Genomic DNA, 19,273 nt, shown 5'->3' with positions numbered 1-19,273 from the left:
GCGTAGGCCAGATCGGCCATGAGCCTGCTCCCTTCCCGATTCCAAGCGACCCATTCGAGGGACGCGACGCCCAGAAGGGTGCATCGGCGCCGAGCCCGTTCCGGGCGGGCTGACGGGTCCTTGACGCCGGTGATCGGGTCCTTTACGGATCGTTGACGAAGGCGCCCCGCGCGGACGACGAACGGCCGCCGCCGGTTACCCCGGAGGAGTGCGCGCGTTCACCCGCGGTCACCGAACCCGGTCCGACGACGCGGTCCGCGTCAGCGCACCACGGTCCCGCGGTGCTCCCACGCGAGCGCGAGCAGTGCCGCGCCGGCGGCCTGGGTGGGTTCGTCGTGCACGAACCGCCGAACGGTGTCCGCGTCGAACGGCTGGGCGTCCAGCACCCGGCCTTCGTCGTTCGTCCGCACGACGGCGCCGAACACCTCGTCGAACAGCTCGGCGTCGATCGCCACGACGGTCAGCAGGTCCGTCGCCAACGTCAACGGGTCGACGCCCATGCCCAGGTACCACGCCCGCACCCGGTCGCCCAGCGCGTCGGTCAGCCGGGCCGCGAGGGGCCAGGCCTCGTAGTCGATCGGCCCGCGGTCGCCGCCGTAGTCCTCCGACTCGCCCCGCAACTCCTCGGCGAACTCGCGCACCACGCAGCGCCACAGCGAGAAGTCGTTGTCGAGGTGCCACGCCTCCTCGCCGGACGCCTGGAACACCCCCACCGGCAGCACCTGGTAGAGCCCGCCCGCGTGACCCACCCGCTTCGGATCGCGCCAGTGCAGGAAGAACGTGGCCGCGCCGTCGGGGTCCACCCGCAGGGTCAGGGTGCTGATCGCGACGTTGGTCGGCCGCCGCGCCGGGTCGCAGGGCGCGCCCACGGCCGTCCGCAGCGGCAGGTCGTCCAGCAGGCCCAGGTCGCGCGCCGCGTACTCGTGCGCGCACGCCTCGCCCACGTCGATCCCGTCGAAGTACGTCCCGGCGCCGAACACCAGCCGACCGGGCGGTCCGGTGAGGTCCGCCTCGAGCAGCCGGTAGGTCGACCGGTCCTGGAACACCCGCGGCGCGGCGAGCGCGGCCATCGCCGCCGAGTAGCTGCGAAGACGACCACCGGTCGACGGGGGCAGGATCGCGTCCACCAGGTCCTCGGTGCCGTCGACACCGGGACGACCGCCCTCCGCCCGGTGCAGCCGCACGAGGTCCAACGGCATCGGCGCGGCCGGGATCCAACGCGGGTCGGTCAGCAGCGGCGAGTCCGCGACCGTGGGCGTGTCCGGGTACTCCGCGGTCGCCCGCACGGCCAGGGCGTGGCGGTGTTCACCCAGGTGGGCGCGCACCCGGAGCCACTCGTCGGAAGTCGGCACCCGCGTCCCCTCCAAGCCGAAGCCGGCAGTGGGTGTGATCTTCGCACCCATCACGGGCCGCCTGAAGCCAGGTTAGGCTAACCTAACTCGTGAAGCGGGAGTGGTGATGACGACGCTTCGCGGAGGACTTCCCCACCCGGTGGCGGTCGGCTCGTGCGACCACCACGCCAGGCCGCGCTCGCCGGTGACGTGCTTCCCGGCGGGTGCGGCGTCCTCGTTGTGCCACAAGGGGACTGCCCGAGGGGGCGCCGCCCTGGTGGACGACGCCCCCGGAACGCGTCGGTCAGCTCAGCGCGGTGAGCGTGAGGGTCGCGGAGTACGTGCCGGCGCCCACCGCCACCGGGACCTTCAGCGCGAGGTCCGCGCCGAGCTTCGCGGTGCCGGACGGGTGGTCGAGCGCCGCGCTGCCCAGGGTGGCGGGCGTGGCCAGACCGGGACCGCCGTCGAAACCGGACGCGACGGCCGCGCCCGCGACCGCGCCACCGGTGTTCTCGGTGACGGCCGGCGTCCAGCCGAGGTGCTTGCCGGCGAACGACGTCGTGCCCGCGGTGAAGTCGCTGACCTGCGCCGACACCGACCAGGCCGGCGCGCCGACGCGCGTGTCGGTCACCCGGACCGGGTTGATGCGGCCGGTGGCCAGGTAGTGGTCACCCGCCTCCTTGGCCGTGCCCAGGTCCACGAGCGTGTTGGCGCCGTCGATCGTCCACAGGAACTCGCCGGGACCGGTCGGGGCCTGCGGCACGACGACCTTCAGGTCCTGCGCGGTGCCGGCGGGCTGGGTGGGCACGGTCGCCACCGCGTAGCCGACGTCGAACGGCAGCGGCGGCTTGTAGTCCTGGTTGCCGCCGCAGCCGGTCGAGTAGAAGTGCGGGCGGACCGACGAGGGCACGGTGCGCACGAACTCGGCGGGCCAGGAGCCCCACCAGCCGGTCGCGCCGCCGTCCACGCCGCACGAGCGGGTCTGCGCCGTGCCGCCGTCGGTGAAGTCGACCTGGACGCCCTGGTAGTCCGGGGTGACCCGGAACCCGGTGGCGGACAGCCCGGAGACCGAGCCCGCGTCGAAGGTGAGCAGCGTCAACCGGCCGAAGTCCTGCGGCGCGGTCGGGTTGCCGCCCATGTCGACGCCCGCGCCGAGGCTGAACTCGACGGTGAGCGAGCCCGAGCCGTCCGCGTTCACCCCGACCTTGGGGTTCCTGTAGATCTCGTTGGGCGCGTTGAACTGCGGCGGGTAGGCGTTGACGGTGTAGCTGCCGGTCCAGGACAGGCTGCCCGCGCCGGTGGCCGGATCGACGGTGCCCGTGCCCCGGGTGAACTTGACCGCGTTCGCGGTCTTCTGCGGGTTCGACACGGGCATCGACGTCGCGGGCTTCGGCGTGACGGCGTACTCGGCCTGCGCGCCGCCGGACACCGAGCCGACGAGCTGCGTGACGTTGCCGGTCAGGTCCTTGTAGCTCCACGGGCCGAAGATGCCGACCTGCGCGTAGCCGTTGAGGCCCCACACGAACGTGGCGTTGTCGATCGTGACGGGCTGTGCCTGCGCGGGCACGGCGCCGAACAGCGCGCCCGCGCCGACGACCGCGCACACCCCGACGATCCGAGCCCGCATCCGGGCCCTGGGTCTTGTCATGGTCAAGCCTTCCTGAGTTAGGTAAGGCTTACCTTAGTTTTACGATCACGGGCACGACAAGGCACCGGCCGTTGAGAGGCCCGTCTCACCTGATCAGCGCGGCCGGCCACGGGGTGACGAGGTCATCGCGCCACGACAGCGCTCGCGACCTCACTCGTCCGGACCGGGCGACCACTCCCCCGCACCGCGCCTTTTTGCCTTTCATTTACCTTCGGCCGCGCCCCTGTGTTCGCCCGTCGGCGAATCTCCGAAAAGCAGTCGCGCGATTACCGGAGAAGGTCCATCCTGGACTTATTCGTTCAGGACACGTCCCGGGGCACCGTGCTGCCCTCGGCACCAGGTCCGGTTGGTGTGGCCAGACCTCGCAGGAGGGGCAGGTAGATGTCGTCCACCAGTTCGGTGATCGTCTCGTCGGACGTGGGGACGCCGCAGGTCATGGACTCGTTGCGGACGAGGTCCAGCGGGGCGCGGGCGGCGCGGTGAGGCAACGTCAGGGGCTCCAGCTCACCCCTCGCCACGGCGCGCGCGACGACCGCGCCGACCGCCTCGGTGAGCGGACTCGGACCGGTCAGCCGGGAGCGCAGAATTTCCGCCACCTCCGGGTGACGGAACGCCTCGCCCATCACGCCCGCGACTATTTCGGTCATCACCGAATTCACCCGTTTGGCGGTCCAGGTGAACAACGCGATCAGGTCGTCCCGCAACGCGCCGGTGTCGGGCGCGATGGGCTCCACCGGGACCCGGCGACCCCACGCGGCGAGCGCCAGCTCGGCCCGGCCGGTCCAGCGCCGGTAGATCACCGGCTTGCTCGTGCCCGCCCGGGCGGCCACCGCCTCGATGGTGAACCGGCCGTAGCCGACCTCGCCCAGCTCCGCCCAGGCGGCGTCCAGGATGGCGCTCTCCAGTTCGGAGCCACGACGCCTCGACCTCGGTTCCGCCACCCTGCTCCTTAGATACTTTGCGTTTCTTATTAAACCGGTCTACCTTGCGCACAGTAGACACGATCCGTTTCTTATGGGGGAGAATCGTTGCTGAGTCGCCTGCTCCGCACCTACCTGCGGCCGTACCGGCGGGAGCTGACGGTCGTGCTGGTGCTCCAACTGATCGGCACGGTGGCGTCGCTGTACCTGCCGAGCCTCAACGCCGACATCATCGATCGTGGCATCGCCACCGGTGACACCGGCTACATCCTGTCCACCGGCGGTTGGATGCTGGTGGTCAGCGTCCTCCAGATCGCCTGCTCGGTCGTCGCCGTGTACTACGGCGCGCGCCTGGCCATGTGCTTCGGCCGCGACGTGCGGTCGGCCGTGTTCCACCGGGTCGGCGAGTTCTCCGCCCGCGAGGTCGCCACGTTCGGCCCGTCCTCGCTGATCACCCGCACCACGAACGACGTGCAGCAGGTCCAGGTCCTGGTCGTGATGGTGTGCACGATGCTGATCACCGCGCCGATCATGTGCGTGGCGGGCATCGTGATGGCGCTGCGCGAGGACGTCGGCCTGTCCTGGCTGCTGCTGGTCTGCGTGCCGGTGCTGGCCGGCTCGATCGGCCTGATCGTGAGCCGGATGATGCCGCAGTTCCGCCTCATGCAGGTGCGGATCGACGCGGTGAACCGGGTGCTGCGCGAGCAGCTGTCCGGCATCCGCGTGGTGCGCGCGTTCGTCCGCGAGCCGCACGAGACCAAGCGGTTCGAGGAGGTCAACACCCAGCTCACTGACACCGCGCTGCGGGTCGGCAGGCTCCAGGCGATGATCTTCCCGATCGTGATGCTGATCATGAACGCGTCCAGCGTCGCGGTGCTGTGGTTCGGCTCGCACCGGGTGGACGCGGGCGAGATGCAGATCGGCGCGCTGACCGCGTTCATCAGCTACCTGATGCAGATCCTGATGTCGGTGATGATGGCGACCTTCATCTCGATGATGATCCCGCGCGCGGCGGTCAGCGCCGAGCGGATCAACGAGGTGCTGAACACCGACTCGTCGGTGGCGCCGCCGGAGAACCCGGTCATCGAACTGCCCAAGCGCGCCGCGCTGGAATTCGTGGACGCCGAGTTCCGCTACCCCGGCGCGGCCGACCCGGTGCTGCGCGGCATCACGTTCCGGGCCGAGGCGGGCCGGACCACGGCCGTCATCGGCAGCACCGGCTCGGGCAAGTCGACCCTGCTGAACCTGGTGCCGCGGCTGATCGACGTGACCGAGGGCCGCGTGCTGGTGGACGACGTGGACGTGCGGGAGGCCGACCTCGACGCGCTGTGCTCGCGGATCGGTCTGGTGCCGCAGCGCCCTTACCTGTTCACCGGCACGATCGCGAGCAACCTGCGGTACGGCAACCCGGACGCCACCGACGAGGAGTTGTGGCTCGCCCTGGAGGTCGCCCAGGCCCGCGACTTCGTGGAGGCCATGCCCGAGGGCCTCGAGTCGGCCATCGCGCAGGGCGGCACCAACGTGTCGGGCGGTCAGCGGCAGCGGCTGTCCATCGCCCGCGCGCTGGTCCGCAAACCGGAGATCTACCTGTTCGACGACGCGTTCTCCGCGCTGGACCTGGCCACCGACGCACGGCTGCGCGCCGCGTTGCGCCCGCACACCGGCGACGCGGTCGTCGTGGTCGTCGCGCAGCGCGTGTCCACGATCATCGACGCCGACCAGATCGTGGTGCTGGACAACGGTTCCGTCGTCGGCATCGGCACCCACCACCAACTGCTCGACACGTGCCCGACCTACGTCGAGATCGTCCAGTCCCAGCTGACCTCGGAGCAGGCCGCATGAGCACCACGACGAACCGGCCGACGCCCACGCGGATGGGCGCGGGTTTCCCCGGCATGGGCATGCCGATGGGCAAGGCCACGAACTTCAAGCCGTCCGCGAAACGCCTGCTGGCCAGGATGCGCCCGGAGCGCTACACCCTGTCCGCGGTCGCCGCGCTGGGCGTGATCAGCGTCGGCTTCGCGGTGGCCGGCCCGAAGATCCTCGGCCACGGCACCGACATCATCTTCGAGGGCGTCCTCGCCCGGATGCGCCACGTGCCGGGCGCGGGCATCGACTTCGGCGCGCTGGCCGAGGTGCTGCTGTGGGTGATGGCGCTGTACCTGGCGTCGTCGCTGTTCGGCTGGGTGCAGGGCCGCATCCTCAACGGCGCGGTGCAGCGGGTGATCTTCCGGCTGCGCGCGGACGTGGAGGCGAAGCTGCACCGCCTCCCGCTGAGCTACTTCGACGGACAGCCGCGCGGTGAGCTGCTGTCCCGCGTCACCAACGACATCGACAACATCTCGACCACGTTGCAGCAGACGCTGAGCCAGCTGCTGACGTCCCTGCTCACGGTGGTCGGCGTGCTGGCGATGATGATCACCATCTCGCCGCTGCTCGCCGTGATCGCCCTCCTGCTGATCCCGGTCTCGGTGATCGCGACCGGCCGGATCCGCAAGGTGTCGCAGGCGCAGTTCGTGGCGCAGTGGAAGCACACGGGCGCGTTGAACGCCCACATCGAGGAGTCGTTCACCGGCCACCAGCTGGTGAAGGTGTTCGGCCGCCAGCGCGAGGTCGAGGCCGAGTTCCGCCGCCGCAACGACGAACTGGTCGGCTCGGCGACGAGGGCGCAGTTCCTCTCCGGCCTCATCGCGCCGCTGATGATGTTCCTGTCCAACGTCAGCTACGTGGCGGTCGCCGTCGTCGGCGGCCTGCGGATCACCTCGGGCGCGATGACGCTGGGCGAGGTGCAGGCGTTCATCCAGTACTCCCGCCAGTTCACCCAGCCCCTGACCCAGGTGGCGTCGATGGCGAACCTGATGCAGTCCGGCGTCGCGTCGGCGGAACGCGTCTTCGAGGTGCTGGACGCCGAGGAGCAGATCCCGGACCCGACCGACGCCCCGACCCCGACCCAGAGCCGAGGCCGGGTCGAGTTCCACCACGTCGGCTTCTCCTACCGCCCGGACCAACCCCTGATCGAAGACCTCTCCCTGGTCGCGGAACCCGGCCACACGGTGGCCATCGTCGGCCCGACCGGCGCCGGCAAGACCACCCTGGTCAACCTCGTCCTCCGGTTCTACGAACTGGACTCCGGCCACATCACCCTGGACGGTGTGGACATCACCCACCTGCGCCGCGACGACCTCCGCTCCAGAATCGGCATGGTCCTCCAGGACACCTGGCTGTTCGGCGGCACGATCCGCGACAACATCGCCTACGGCCGCCCGGAAGCCACCGAGGAGGACATCCTGGCCGCCGCCCAGGCGACCTACGTGGACCGCTTCGTCCGCACCCTCCCCGACGGCTACGACACGGTGATCGACGAGGAGGGCACCAACGTCAGCGCGGGCGAAAAGCAACTCCTGACCATCGCCCGAGCCTTCCTGGCCGACCCGGCCCTGCTGATCCTGGACGAGGCGACCTCCTCGGTGGACACGAGGACGGAATCCCTGGTCCAACACGCGATGGCCGCCCTCCGCTCCGCCCGGACGAGCTTCGTCATCGCCCACCGCCTCTCCACGATCCGGGACGCAGACCTGATCCTGGTCATGGAAGCGGGCCAAATCGTGGAACAGGGCACCCACGAAGAACTACTGGAATCCCACGGCGCCTACTACCGCCTGTACAACGCCCAATTCGCCGCCGCAGGCTAAAAACCGCCGGGCGCCAGCCCAAGCCAGGGGCCTCGTGTTCTCCCCGTATGGCCTGGGCGAAGCCCAACCGCATGTGTCAAGGGGGCGCGCTAAGCGCTACCGCCGGCCGAACTCGAAAACCGCCCCCTTGACGCATGTGGTTGCCTCTGGCAGGCCATACGGGGAGAACACGACGCCCTTCACCCCCGGAGGCGCTGCCCGTCCGGCGAGGACGCTTTTCACTCTCTCAACAGCACCTCATCACCCACCGCAACCACACCCCGCCCCACCACCCAGCCCAACCCCACCCGGAAACACCCCGACCAGCATGTTCAACCACAGGTGACACAGAAGTCGCCTGATGTTTCCACCAACGAGGTAAACCTTCCTCGTGTTCGACCAGTCGCCAGACATCGCCGCCCGCTTCCCCGAACTCCGGGACGACAGTCTCGTAGTCGACTACGAGGACGGAGACGACCCCGTCCTGCGGCGAGCCGACGGCTCCATGGTGGACACCTGGCGGGAGAACTACCCCTACGGCACCCGCCTGTCCCGCCAGGAGTACGACCTCCTCAAGCGCCTGCTCCAGATCGAGCTGCTGAAGCTCCAGTACTGGATCAAGGACACCGGCGGCCGGATGGTGATCCTCTTCGAGGGCCGCGACGCCGCCGGCAAGGGCGGCACCATCAAGCGCTTCACCGAGCACCTCAACCCCAGGGGCGCGCGCATCGTCGCCCTGGGCAAGCCCACCGACCGCGAGTCCGGCGAGTGGTACTTCCAGCGCTACGTCGACCACCTCCCCACCGCGGGCGAGATCGTGCTGTTCGACCGCTCCTGGTACAACCGCGCCGGCGTGGAACGGGTCATGGGCTTCTGCACCGACGACCAGTACCACCGCTTCACCCACCAGGCGCCGACGTTCGAGCGCATGCTCGTGGACGACGGCATCACCCTGGTGAAGCTGTGGTTCTCGGTCTCCAAGGCCGAGCAGCGCACCCGGTTCCTGATCCGCCAGGTCGACCCGGTCCGCCAGTGGAAGCTCAGCCCGAACGACCTGGCGTCGCTCGACCACTGGGACGCCTACACCGAGGCCAAGGTCGCGATGTTCCGCGCCACGGACACCGAGTCCGCGCCGTGGACCGTGGTGAAGAGCAACGACAAGAAGCGCGCCCGGGTCGAGGCGATGCGCAGCGTGCTGGCCCGCTTCGACTACTCGGACAAGGACGTGGAGGTCGTCGGCGAGCCCGACCCCCGCGTGGTCGGCCCCGCGTCGACCCTCTACGAGGAGGGCGAGGACTAGAGCCTCGCGCCCCCACAGCCCCGAGGAACGGCCGCGACGCCCCGTCGCGGCCTTCTCGCGCTCCCGCCGTCACGACCGCGGCGCGCAGCAGGGCCGAACTCGTTGCCACCGGCGGACTCCACGTCCCGAAGTCGACCTTCCCGGTGATCGACCGCCGACACGCGCCCCGACCGGACGACGGAGGGTGAGCACGACCGGACCTGCCCGGAGGACGTCACCCCCTGTGCGGGGTATCCGGCGGGCCGGCGCCGCGCGCCCGTCGTCTACTGACCCCACTCGACTCCAGGAGGTGGGCAGATGATCAAGGCACTGGTGCCGGCGGCGCTCGTCGCGCTGTCGGTGGCGGCCGGTCCGGTGGCGCACGCGGCGGACGCGACCGGGCGGACCGCCGCCGACTGCGTCGCGTACGCCGTGGACCGCGGCGTGGCGACCGGTCTCGCGCAGACCGCGTGCGGTCGACCGCTCACGGAGTGCCTCAGGACGTTCCACGAGTCGTCGGTGTCCGACCGGATCTCCTACACCGCCTGCAAGCGGGCCGGGTCCTAGCCGGGCAGGTACCGGGGCGCGCGACGGGCGTGCGCGACCTGTTCGAAGCCGTGCGCCAGGCGGAGCAGCCTCGCGTCCGCGCCCCGGCCGGCCATGAACGACACCCCGATGGGCAGTTCGCCCGCGAACCCCGCGGGCACCGACACGTTCGGGTAGCCCGCCACCGCGGCCGGTGTCGACGTGCCGAGCACGTAGGCGTCACCGTTGGCGTAGTCCGTCTTCCACGCGGCCGAGTTGGTCGGCGCCATGATCGCGTCCAACCGGTTCGCCGCGAGCACCTCGTCGATCGACCGCCGCGCCAACGTGGTCGCGGTCGCGCGCTGCTCCAGGTACGTCGGGTCGGTCAGCGGCGGCGCGACTGCGGCCTGCGCGAACAACTCCTGGCCGAACCGGCTCAGCTCCACCGGATCCCGCTCGTCGAACGCGATCAGCTCGGCCAGCGTGCGCGGCGCGCCCGGCCGCGACCCCAGGTACTGCTCGAGGTCGTGCTTGAACTCGGTGATCAGCGCCGGGTACTCGACCGCGTCGATCCGGTCCTGGTAGGGCAGGTCGACCTCGACCACGGTGGCGCCCGAGCGCCGCAGCAGGTCCACCGAGGACTGCACGACGCGGTCCGCGCCGGGGTCCGCGCCCGCCTTGCGCCACACGCCGATCCTCTTGCCCCGCAACGAGTCCGCCGTCAGGTTCGCCGCGTAGTCGCCGCCCGCGAGCACCGACAGCAGCAGCGCCGCGTCGACCACGTGCCTGGCCATCGGGCCCGCCGTGTCCTGCCGCGTCGAGATCGGCACGACGCCGTCGCCGCTGACCAGGCCGAGCGTCGGCTTCAGGCCCACCACGCCGTTCTGCCCCGACGGGCATACGATCGAGCCGTCCGTCTCGGTGCCCACGGCGACCTGCGCGAGCGACGCCGCGACCGCCGCGCCGGAGCCGGACGACGAGCCGCACGGGTTGCGGTCCAGCACGAAGGGGTTGTTCGTCTGACCGCCGACGCCCGACCAGCCCGAGGTCGACCGGGTGGACCGGAAGTTCGCCCACTCCGACAGGTTCGCCTTGCCCAGCAGCACGGCGCCCGCCCGGCGCAGGCGGGTGACCAGCTCGGCGTCGTCGCGCGGCGCGACCCGCAGCGCGCGGGAACCGGCCGTCGACGCCAGTCCGCGGGTGTCGATGTTGTCCTTGAGCAGCACCGGAATGCCGTCGAGCGGACCCCGGGCCCGGCCGTGCGACCGCCGCCGGTCGCTCTCCGCGGCCTGGGACAGCGCGGTCGGGTCGACCGCGAGGACGGCGTGCACCTTGGTGTCCACGGTGCGGATCCGGCCCAGGTACGCGCGGGTGAGGTCGACCGACGTCAGCCTCCCCGCGTCCATCCGCTGGACCAGGGAGGGGATGGTGGCCGCGTCCAGGTCGAACCCGAGGCCGGGCTCGGCGGACGCCGGTGGCGCCACGAGGGCGACGGCGACCAGGGCGGCGAGCAGGGGGCGCATGTGCCCACCCCAGTGCCGCCGGTGCGGCCGGTCAACCCGCCGATGGTCGCGATCATCCCCGGACCGGGTGAACCCGCTCAAGATCGTCCGCACGCCGTCCGATGCGGAAGTGGTCGGGAGGGGATCTTGGGGATGGTTTTTCGCGCGCGCGTGGGCGCTTTCGTGGACGGCAGGCGGTTCCAGCGGTTCGTCATCGCCGTCATCGTGGTCAACGCGGTGGCTCTGGGCTGCGAGACGTCACCGGCGCTGGTGCGGTCCTACGGCGGGTTGCTCGACGTGCTGGACTCGGCGGCGCTGGTGATCTTCGTGGCGGAGCTGGCCGCCCGGCTCTACGCGCACCGGTGGGAGTTCTTCCGCGATCCGTGGAACTGCTTCGACCTCGTGGTGGTCGGCATCTCGCTGCTGCCCGCGGCCGGCGCGCTGTCGGTGGTGCGGTCGCTGCGGATCCTGCGCGTGCTGCGGCTGGTGTCGATGGTGCCGAGCATGCGCCGGGTGGTCACCGCGCTGGTCCGCTCGATACCGGGGCTGCTGTCGTTGACCGGGTTGCTGCTCCTCATGTTGTACGTGGGCGGCGTGGTCGCGATCAACCTGTTCCGGTCCAGCGGCGACCCCCGGTTCGACGGGCTGGGCTCCACGCTGCTGACGTTGTTCCAGATCACCACCGGCGACGGCTGGTCGGACCTGATGCGCGACCTGATGGGCACCCAGCCGCTGGCGTGGATCTTCTTCGTCGTCTACCTGCTCGTGGGCACGTTCACCATGCTGAACCTGTTCATCGCGGTGGTGTGCAGCGCGATGGAGTCCGAGGTGTCCCAGCAGGAGAGCTCCGACGCGGCCGTGCTGGCCGAGGTGCGCGCGTTGCGCGAGGAGGTGCGTGCGCTCCGCTTGCAGCCGGCGGACGGGTAGCTACCCGGCCACCAGGGCGACGACCGCGGGGTGCCACTCGCGGTCGGGCGGCCCGCTGAGCACCAGCCGGCGGGTGAGCCGGGGCGTCAGCGGCACGAGCTTCAGCCCGGGCTGGAGCATGCCCGCCGCGAGCCCCGGCACGATCGAGACGCCGATGCCCGAGCGGACCATGGCGAACAGCGTGGCCAGCTCGCGGACCCGGTGCACCGGGTTGAACGGCGTGCCCTGGTGAGCCTGGCGCACGTGCCGCTCGCAGCCGCCCCGGGAGATCAGGAACGGGTCGTCGGCCAGGTCCCGCACGCGCACGACCGGCTCGCCGGCCATCGGGTGGTCGTTGCGCAGCAGCGCGTGGAAGGCGTCCTCGCCGACGAGGCGGCCCCCGGTGCCCGTCGGGTCGACCAGGACGGCGATGTCGACGGTGCCGTTGTGCAGCCAGTCGGCCACCTCGTCGTCCTCGCCCTCGAACACCCGGACCTCGATCCCCGGGTGGGTGACGCGCCAGCCGGCCAGCAGGTCGGGCAGCAGCCCCTGGCACACCGTCGGAGGGGCCGCCATTTTGACCGTGCCGCGTGGAACGCCCTGTCGGCGGTTCGAGAGGTCGGTGATCGCGCTCGAGGCCGCCACGGCCGTTCTGGCGTGCCCGAGGACCTCCGCGCCGAACGCGGTGGGCGTGACGCCGCCCTGACGGGTCAGCACGGGCTGCCCCAGGGTGCGCTCGAGAGCGGCCACGGCGTGGGACACGGCGGACTGGGTGAGCCCGAGCGCGTCGGCGGCCGTGCCGAAGCCGCCTTCGTCCACCACCGCCACGAAGGCCCTCAACTGGGCGAAGTTCAGCACCATGAGCTGCTCTCATGCGGGTCGCGAGCAAACTTGTTGGACTCATTGTGCCTGCTCGGGAGACGCTGCGGGGGTGTCGACTCCGGTGAAGTTCGTGCTGCTGTCCGCCATCTGGGGGTCCAGCTTCGCGTTGATCAAGGTCGCGGTGGACGCGGGTGTGCCGCCGGTCTGGGTGGCGTTCGCCCGGTGCCTCTTCGGCGCCGTGACGCTGTGGGCGATGTGCGGGCCGCGCCGGGTCGCGCGCCGCGTGTGGCTGCACGCGCTGGTCGTCGCGGCGCTGCTCAACTCGGTGCCGTTCACGCTGCTGGCGCTGGGCGAGAAGCTGGTGGGCTCGGTGGTGGCGGGCGTGGTGAACGCGACCACCCCGTTGACCACGCTGGTGTTCGCGCTGGCGCTGTCGGTGGAGCGGTTGACCGGGCGGCGGCTGGCGGGGTTGGCGATCGGGCTCTGCGGCGTGCTCGTGCTGCTCGGTGTCTGGGAGGGGTTGTCCGGGAACCTGCTGGTGGGCGGGTTGGCGTGCCTGGGCGCGACGGTCTGCTACGGGGCCGGGTTCGCCTACACGCGGCGGTTCTTCATGCCGGACGGGGAGAGCGCGCTGGTGCTGTCGGCGGTGCAGATCGGGTGCGCCTTCCTGCAACTGGCGGTGGCCGCCCCGCTGCTCGGTGGCGCTCCGTCGTGGCCCGGCGTGGGCGCGATGGCGGCGCTGGTGGTGCTCGGCGCGGTCGGGACCGGGTTCGCCTACGTGCTGAACTTCGACGTCATCCGGGGTTTCGGGCCGACCGCGGCGTCGACGGTGACATACGTGACGCCGCTGTGGTCGACCGCCCTGGGCGTGTGGTTGCTGGGCGAGTCGGTCGGGTGGAACGCGCTGGTCGGTGGGGTGATCGTGTTGGTGGGGGTGCTCCTGACTCGACCTCGTCACGTTGAGTCAACTAAGAGTGGGTCAATGGTCGAGAAAACGTGACCTGGGTCACCCATTTGTGGTGTCGCCTTGCCCGGACGCGTGACGAGCGGTTACGTTCCCGGCCGCAGATCACGGTTCGATTACTGAAAGGGCCAACGGGCGTGACATCCCCCGACACGTCCACCTGGATCCCCCGCCAGGTGCCCTGAATCGGACTCCCCGACGCAGGAGGCTGCTGCTTTGTCCCGCCACAGGCCGGCGAGCGGTCGCGCCGTACCCACGGTCGACACGCCGCCACCCCCCGGTTACAAGGGTGCCCACAGAGTCGAGCCCGAGAGGGCCAAGCTCGCGAGCAGGGTGTCCGCGGTCGCGATGGCCGTGGGTGTCGTGACCGGCTCCGGAGGCGCCGCCGCGTACGCGATGAGCGGCACGTTCAACCCCGTCGCGGGCGGCGCGGACTTCGGCGGCCTGCCGGACGAGAAGGCGTCGACGATCCAGGTCGACGAGCCGCAGACGGTCCACGCGATCGACCTCGGGTCGGAGACCGCGCGGATCCTCAAGCACGAGCAGTTGAACGCCCTGGCCGCGTTCACGCAGGCCTCCGACGTCGCCTCCGACGGGTACAACACCCGGCAGCAGGCGGCGGCCGAGCAGGCGGCGAAAGAGGCCAAGGAGGCCGAGGAGGCGCGCAAGTCGCCCCACCAGCGCCAGGTCGAGGGGTGGATCAAGGAGGCGATCGCGGTGCTCGCCGCGAACGGCACCCCGATCACCGAGGACGCGGTCGGCCAGCTGTACACGGTCATCGAGAAGGAGTCGACCGGCAACCCGAACGCCATCAACACCTGGGACTCCAACGCCGCGCGCGGCACGCCGTCCAAGGGCTTGATGCAGGTCATCGACCCGACGTTCCAGACCTACAAGCTCGCGGGCCACGACGACATCTACAACCCGGTGGACAACGTCATCGCCGGCGTGCGCTACATCTACGCCCGGTACGGCGGTCTCGCGGGTCACCCCGGTCTGGTCGGCATCTCGACGGGCTCGGGCTACCAGGGCTACTGATTCCCGTCAGGTCTCGGCGGGATTGTTGAACGATCCTACGATCACGGGTCAGCCCTGACCCGATCCCCGGTGCCGCAGGCCGTCCATCACGAGGTCGAGCATGCGCCCGGCCTGCTCCTGGTCGTTGGCCGCGAGCGCGACGCCGCCCACCGTGGTGAGCACGTCGAGCGGTTCGACGCCGGACAGCTCGGCCGCGTCCAGCAGCGTCGTGACGGCGCCCACGAGCCGGTCGCGACTGCCCGAGAACGGGTCCGCACCCGAGGCGATGACCGCCTTCAGCGCGTCCGCCATGCCCTGCTTCGTGGCCATGTACTCCACGAACAGGTCCATCCACTCGCGGGTCGCCTTCTCCGGCGCGTATTCGACCAGCAGCTGCGACGCCGCGTCGCAGAGCTTGCCCAACTCGGTGTGGTAGACGACGTCGATCAGCACCTCCCGCGTCGGGAAGTGCCGGTAGAGCGTGCCGATGCCCACGCCCGCCTTCTTCGCGATGGCCTCCATCGTCACCTCCCCGCCGGACCGCTCGCGGGTGAACTCCTCCAGCGCCGTTTCGATCAGGCGCTCACGGTTGCGCCGCGCGTCCGCGCGCAGGGGTCGCTCCACCACCGAACCTCCACGTGACACAGATCACACTCAAACCGGAGGCCCCTCCGGTTACGCTGTCCTCAGCCGGAGGCACCTCCGCTTGAGCGAGTCTACGACATCCACGACGAAGGAGAACCATGTCCGAGCCCAGCTACATCGACACCCCGTTCACCGGTGAGTCCACCGCGGCCGAGGTGGTGGAGGGCATCGACCTGACCGGAAGGCGCGTGGTGGTGACGGGCGGCGCGTCCGGCATCGGCGTCGAGACGGCGCGTGCGCTCGCGGGTGCCGGCGCGGAGGTCACCCTGGCCGTGCGCGACCCGGTCGCGGGTGAGCGCACCGCGGCCGACATCGAGTCCACGACGGGCCGCCGCGTGCACGTGGCGCCACTGGACCTGGCCGACCTGGCGTCCGTGCGGGCGTTCGCGGCGGCGTGGGAGGGTCCGCTGCACGTGCTGGTCAACAACGCGGGCGTGATGGCGTCACCGGAGACCAGGACGCCGCAGGGGTGGGAACTCCAGTTCGCGACCAACCACCTGGGCCACTTCGCCCTGGCGACAGGCCTGTACCCGGCGCTGGCGGCGGCGGGCGACGCGCGGGTGGTGTCGGTGAGTTCGAGCGCGCACCTGCGCTCGCCGGTGGTGTTCGAGGACATCCACTTCCACCGCAGGCCCTACGACCCGTGGCTGGCGTACGGCCAGAGCAAAACGGCGAACATCCTGTTCGCGATCGAGGCCACCAAGCGCTGGGCCGCCGCCGGCATCACCGCGAACTCCCTCATGCCGGGCAGCATCCGCACCAACCTCCAACGCCACGTCACCGAAGCCGAACTGGACCGCCTCCGCGCCGCCCTGAAGTCCACGACCCAACCGAAAACCCCGCAACAGGGCGCCGCCACCACCGTCCTGCTGGCCACCTCCCCCCTCCTGGCCGACACCGGCGGCCACTACTTCGAAGACTGCGCCGAAGCCCGCCCCACCACCCCCACCGCCCCGAACCGAGGCGTCGCCCCGTGGGCCCTGGACCCGGACGCCGCCACCCGCCTGTGGGAGGTGTCGGAACAAACCCTCAACTCCTGACCCCCGTGGCCCCGCAGACCGACACCCAGCAGCCGCTCGTCGACCGGCACCGCGCCCAGGACAACAGAGCCCCAGACCCTCGTGCGACACCCCACGAAGATCACCCCACACCGCACACCGCACCCTCGCTCAGCACTCCCCGCGCCCGCGCCGCTCACCCGCGCCGTCGCCCGATCCGTCCACCCGCCCAGGACGACCCCACTGGCGACGAGGAGCAGGCCACCCTCCTCAACTCCCGGGTGGCGCGAACCAGCCGGACCACACGAGAACGCAGGTGATCACCACTCCCCGACCAGCCCCAGGACCGGCACCCGGTGACCTCCGTCCCCCGGCGTCGAGACAGCACGCAGCGCCGACACCCAACACCCGGTGCCAAGCCACCCGGTCGACCTCGGACAGCGCTCCAAGCCGAACGGCGTGGTCGACCACGGGCACCACCGAGCTGATCCGGCAGGCGCGGGCAACTCCGAACAACACAGGCACCAAACCACGCGGTCCACCACAGACAACACCGAACCACCCCGGGCGCCACCGCCGGACCGAACGCGCCAATGCCGAACGAACCAGACGCCACACCGCACGCTCGAACACGGGCAACATCGACCTGTCCTGGCAAGCGCGGGCAGCGCCGGGCAACACCGGCACCGAACCACGTGGTCGGACACAGCCGGCACCAAACCGCCCCAGGCGCCAAACCCCCGGATCCAACGCGGCAACGCCGAACGAACCAGGGGCCGCGCGCGGTCGAGCACGGGCAACGTGGAGCTGACCTAGCAAGTGGTGGGCAGCACGGGCACCGAACCGCGCGGTCGGGCGCAGGCAACACCTATCGCCCCAGGCGCCAAACACCCGGACCGAACGCGCGAACGAACCAGGGGCCACGCCGCGCGGTCGAGCACGGGCGACACCGGCCTGCCCTGGCAAGCGCGGGCAGTGCCGAACGGCACAGGTGCCACACCGCGCGGTCGAACGCAGGCGGCCGGGTGGCGGGCGTGGGCGGGGTCGGGTTGCCCAGGTTCCCGGCTCCCGGGTCAGGCGCGGGCGGTGCGGAACTGACGGACAGGTGGGCGTGGGTGGCGAGCGGGCTGCGGTTGCCGTTGGTGCCGGGAGGCCGCACTCGAACCGATCGTGGCTGTGGAGGGCGGGCCGACCCGCGATGCCGCGGCTCGGCGTCCTCCATGAAGATCCTGACCAAGCTCAGCCGAGCGCGGTGAGTCCGGCCGACCGCGCCGCGTCCGACCGGTCCACCCGAGGTCCGTCCGGTCACTCCAGGTTCAGCTTGAACCCCTCGTGCGACCCGACGAACCCGAGCCGCTGGTAGAAGCGGTGCGCCCCCTCCCGGGACTTGTCCGACGTGAGCTGGACGAGCACGCAGCCCCGTGCGCGCGCCTCCTCCACGGCCCACCGCACGAGCACCTCGCCGATCCCCTCGCCCCGCGCCTCGCGCGCGACCCGGACCCCTTCGACCTGGCCCCGCACCGACCCACGCCGCGACAACCCGGCGAGCACCGTGAGCTGCAAGGTCCCCACCACCACCCCGTCCCGCTCGGCGACGACCAGCACCTCGTCGGGATCGGCGTCGATCTTCCGGAAGGCCGCGACGTAGGGCTCCAAGTCGTCCACCGCCTCGCGCTGCCTCCCGAGGTGGTCGTCGGCCAGCATCCCGACGATGGCCGGCACGTCCTCGACACCCGCACGACGAATGATCACCACGACACTCCGCTCCCCGACCTGCCCTTCCCCTGAATCCTGCCACCGGGTGGCAGTCCCCTGCCCTTGTTGAATGGTGGGATTGTTCAACAAGGGGACAAGTCGGGAGCGTGGAGTGACGCAGAATTAACGGAGGGTCACCTCTCGGGGGAGGTTCGTGGTCGGAGGGATGGTGACGATGGTGCCGGGGACCTGGTAGCGGTCGTTGGTGAAGGCCTCGGCGGATTGGGGGATTGTGGGGTTGTTCAACGATTGAGCGAGGATGTCGGCGGCGTGGGCGTCGTGCTCCGGGACGTGGTCGGCGGTGGTGAGGGCGCCCCAGATGTCCCACAGGATCATCTCGTGCTTGTTCAGGGCCGCCAGGTCCAGCACCAGGTTGTGGTGCAGGTAGGGGAAGCCGCGGAGGAAGGGCTCCGGGAGGTCCGGCGAGACCGCGAAGCGGGTCGGGTCGAGGGTGCCGGCGCGGGTGGCGAGCCAGGCTTCGGGTGCGGTCAGGAAGCTCGTCCGGGGGACGTCCAGGACGTCCACCGCGGCGTGGTCGCGGTCGAACTGCGGCTCCACCAGCCGCCACTCCCCCGCCACGAACACCTCGGCCACCACGTGGTCCAGGTGCCAGCCGGGCACCAGGTACGACGCGAAGCCCACCCGGGAGCGGGCCGGGATGCCGTGGTGGCGGGCCAACGAGACGAGCAGCAGCGTCGAATCCCGGCAACAGCCCAGGATTCGATCCGCCTCACGGCGTCGCGCGCCCAGCGGCGACGGGTCCAACTCGCGCAGCCGGCCGAACATGTCCGACGCGTACCGCAGGTTGATCTCCTCGTACCGCTCCGCCGCGATGCCCCGTCGCGCGATCTCCTCGTTCCCCCAGTAGTGGAACACCAGCCCGGACGCGATGTCCCGCAACGACTCCACGTCGCCCGGCGTCCCCCGCAACCACCGCTCGTGCGGCCCCGGGTCGCTGAACCTGCTGTGTTCCGCGTAGTACTCCATGAAGTACTCCATCACCACGCCCCCCTGCGTCGAAAAACTGTGCACCCCAAGGTGTAAGCCCTCCACCCTGGTCGCGGTCAAGACCCGGTCGTACACGGCAATTTGGCCCAGTCGTGGGTCGCCCGTTCAGGTGATCTTGCCTCTTTCGTGGCAGCACAAGGGGTTCGTTACCCACTGTGAGGTCCCGCACCTTGCGTCTCGTTGAGGCGACTACCGGGTTAATCACCGGTAAAGTCACTGTTCGGCTTGTTCGCGGTGCGAACGCCCAGGCTGCTTGGCCGGTCCCCGCCGGGGTGGAGCAGC

At 70.7% G+C, this 19,273-nt stretch carries 16 protein-coding genes; 8 read left to right on the top strand and 8 right to left on the bottom strand.

The genetic code is table 11. The features are described 5' to 3' along the window. Positions 1-260 precede the first annotated feature (260 nt). From AB0G50_RS09205 to AB0G50_RS09195, 3 genes are all read right to left on the bottom strand, one after another. Positions 261-1,352 (bottom strand): XRE family transcriptional regulator, encoded by a 1,092-nt coding sequence (locus AB0G50_RS09205; protein ID WP_360104192.1) that lies wholly within the window; start codon positions 1,350-1,352, stop codon positions 261-263. 283 nt (positions 1,353-1,635) lie between these two features. After that, complete coding sequence (locus AB0G50_RS09200; protein ID WP_360104189.1) at positions 1,636-2,979, bottom strand: hypothetical protein; 1,344 nt, start codon at positions 2,977-2,979, stop codon at positions 1,636-1,638. A 299-nt stretch (positions 2,980-3,278) separates the two neighbouring features. Then, entirely contained in the window at positions 3,279-3,920 is a 642-nt protein-coding gene (locus tag AB0G50_RS09195) for a TetR/AcrR family transcriptional regulator (RefSeq protein ID WP_360104186.1), read from the bottom strand. An 87-nt stretch (positions 3,921-4,007) separates the two neighbouring features. Here AB0G50_RS09195 and AB0G50_RS09190 point away from each other — a divergent pair, with 87 nt between their 5' ends. The 4 genes from AB0G50_RS09190 to AB0G50_RS09175 all read left to right on the top strand — a co-directional run bounded on the left by AB0G50_RS09190 (position 4,008) and on the right by AB0G50_RS09175 (position 9,416). Continuing rightward, on the top strand, positions 4,008-5,741 hold the full coding sequence (locus tag AB0G50_RS09190) for an ABC transporter ATP-binding protein (RefSeq protein WP_360104183.1): 1,734 nt from the start codon (positions 4,008-4,010) through the stop codon (positions 5,739-5,741). Between the two features lie 32 nt (positions 5,742-5,773). Further along, positions 5,774-7,591: an ABC transporter ATP-binding protein gene (locus AB0G50_RS09185; RefSeq protein WP_360104322.1), complete on the top strand. Its 1,818-nt coding sequence runs from the start codon at positions 5,774-5,776 to the stop codon at positions 7,589-7,591. Positions 7,592-7,961: 370 nt separating this feature from the next. Continuing rightward, positions 7,962-8,870 carry a polyphosphate kinase 2 gene (ppk2, locus tag AB0G50_RS09180; protein ID WP_360104180.1) on the top strand — a complete coding sequence of 303 codons (909 nt, stop codon included), beginning with the start codon at positions 7,962-7,964 and terminating at the stop codon, positions 8,868-8,870. Between the two features lie 297 nt (positions 8,871-9,167). Beyond that, positions 9,168-9,416, top strand: coding sequence for a hypothetical protein (locus tag AB0G50_RS09175; protein WP_360104177.1), 249 nt, complete (start codon positions 9,168-9,170; stop codon positions 9,414-9,416). Here the strand turns inward: AB0G50_RS09175 and AB0G50_RS09170 are convergent. Continuing rightward, positions 9,413-10,897 carry an amidase gene (locus AB0G50_RS09170; protein ID WP_360104175.1) on the bottom strand — a complete coding sequence of 495 codons (1,485 nt, stop codon included), beginning with the start codon at positions 10,895-10,897 and terminating at the stop codon, positions 9,413-9,415. The two genes, AB0G50_RS09175 and AB0G50_RS09170, sit on opposite strands and share 4 nt — an antisense overlap. 150 nt (positions 10,898-11,047) lie before the next feature. Here AB0G50_RS09170 and AB0G50_RS09165 point away from each other — a divergent pair, with 150 nt between their 5' ends. Next, positions 11,048-11,803 carry an ion transporter gene (locus tag AB0G50_RS09165; protein WP_360104172.1) on the top strand — a complete coding sequence of 252 codons (756 nt, stop codon included), beginning with the start codon at positions 11,048-11,050 and terminating at the stop codon, positions 11,801-11,803. On the opposite strand, the gene AB0G50_RS09160 is transcribed toward AB0G50_RS09165, so the two are convergent. Next, a complete protein-coding gene (locus tag AB0G50_RS09160) occupies positions 11,804-12,643 on the bottom strand; it encodes a LysR family transcriptional regulator (RefSeq protein ID WP_360104169.1) in 840 nt (279 codons plus the stop codon). Between the two features lie 70 nt (positions 12,644-12,713). On the opposite strand from AB0G50_RS09160, the gene AB0G50_RS09155 reads away from it, so the two are divergent. Together AB0G50_RS09155 and AB0G50_RS09150 are read left to right on the top strand one after the other, a co-directional pair. Further along, positions 12,714-13,604, top strand: coding sequence for an EamA family transporter (locus AB0G50_RS09155; RefSeq protein WP_360104166.1), 891 nt, complete (start codon positions 12,714-12,716; stop codon positions 13,602-13,604). Positions 13,605-13,901: 297 nt separating this feature from the next. Then, entirely contained in the window at positions 13,902-14,606 is a 705-nt protein-coding gene (locus tag AB0G50_RS09150) for a transglycosylase SLT domain-containing protein (protein WP_360104163.1), read from the top strand. A gap of 48 nt (positions 14,607-14,654) precedes the next feature. Here the strand turns inward: AB0G50_RS09150 and AB0G50_RS09145 are convergent, their stop codons facing one another. Next, the gene (locus AB0G50_RS09145; RefSeq protein ID WP_360104160.1) at positions 14,655-15,212 is read right to left on the bottom strand and encodes a TetR/AcrR family transcriptional regulator; all 558 of its coding nucleotides are present in this window, start codon (positions 15,210-15,212) and stop codon (positions 14,655-14,657) included. Between the two features lie 116 nt (positions 15,213-15,328). Here AB0G50_RS09145 and AB0G50_RS09140 point away from each other — a divergent pair, with 116 nt between their 5' ends. Then, positions 15,329-16,270: an SDR family NAD(P)-dependent oxidoreductase gene (locus AB0G50_RS09140; protein WP_360104157.1), complete on the top strand. Its 942-nt coding sequence runs from the start codon at positions 15,329-15,331 to the stop codon at positions 16,268-16,270. A 1,263-nt stretch (positions 16,271-17,533) separates the two neighbouring features. Here the strand turns inward: AB0G50_RS09140 and AB0G50_RS09135 are convergent. Beyond that, on the bottom strand, positions 17,534-17,980 hold the full coding sequence (locus AB0G50_RS09135; protein ID WP_360104154.1) for a GNAT family N-acetyltransferase: 447 nt from the start codon (positions 17,978-17,980) through the stop codon (positions 17,534-17,536). A gap of 126 nt (positions 17,981-18,106) precedes the next feature. Next, on the bottom strand, positions 18,107-18,970 hold the full coding sequence (locus AB0G50_RS09130) for a transglutaminase domain-containing protein (protein WP_360104151.1): 864 nt from the start codon (positions 18,968-18,970) through the stop codon (positions 18,107-18,109). Positions 18,971-19,273 lie beyond the last annotated feature (303 nt).

Source organism: Actinosynnema sp. NPDC020468, from assembly GCF_040642015.1.
In the GTDB taxonomy this organism is placed as follows: domain Bacteria; phylum Actinomycetota; class Actinomycetes; order Mycobacteriales; family Pseudonocardiaceae; genus Actinosynnema.
The sequence above is the reverse complement of the archived record's forward strand: the minus strand, read 5'-3'. Positions and strand labels throughout refer to the sequence as shown.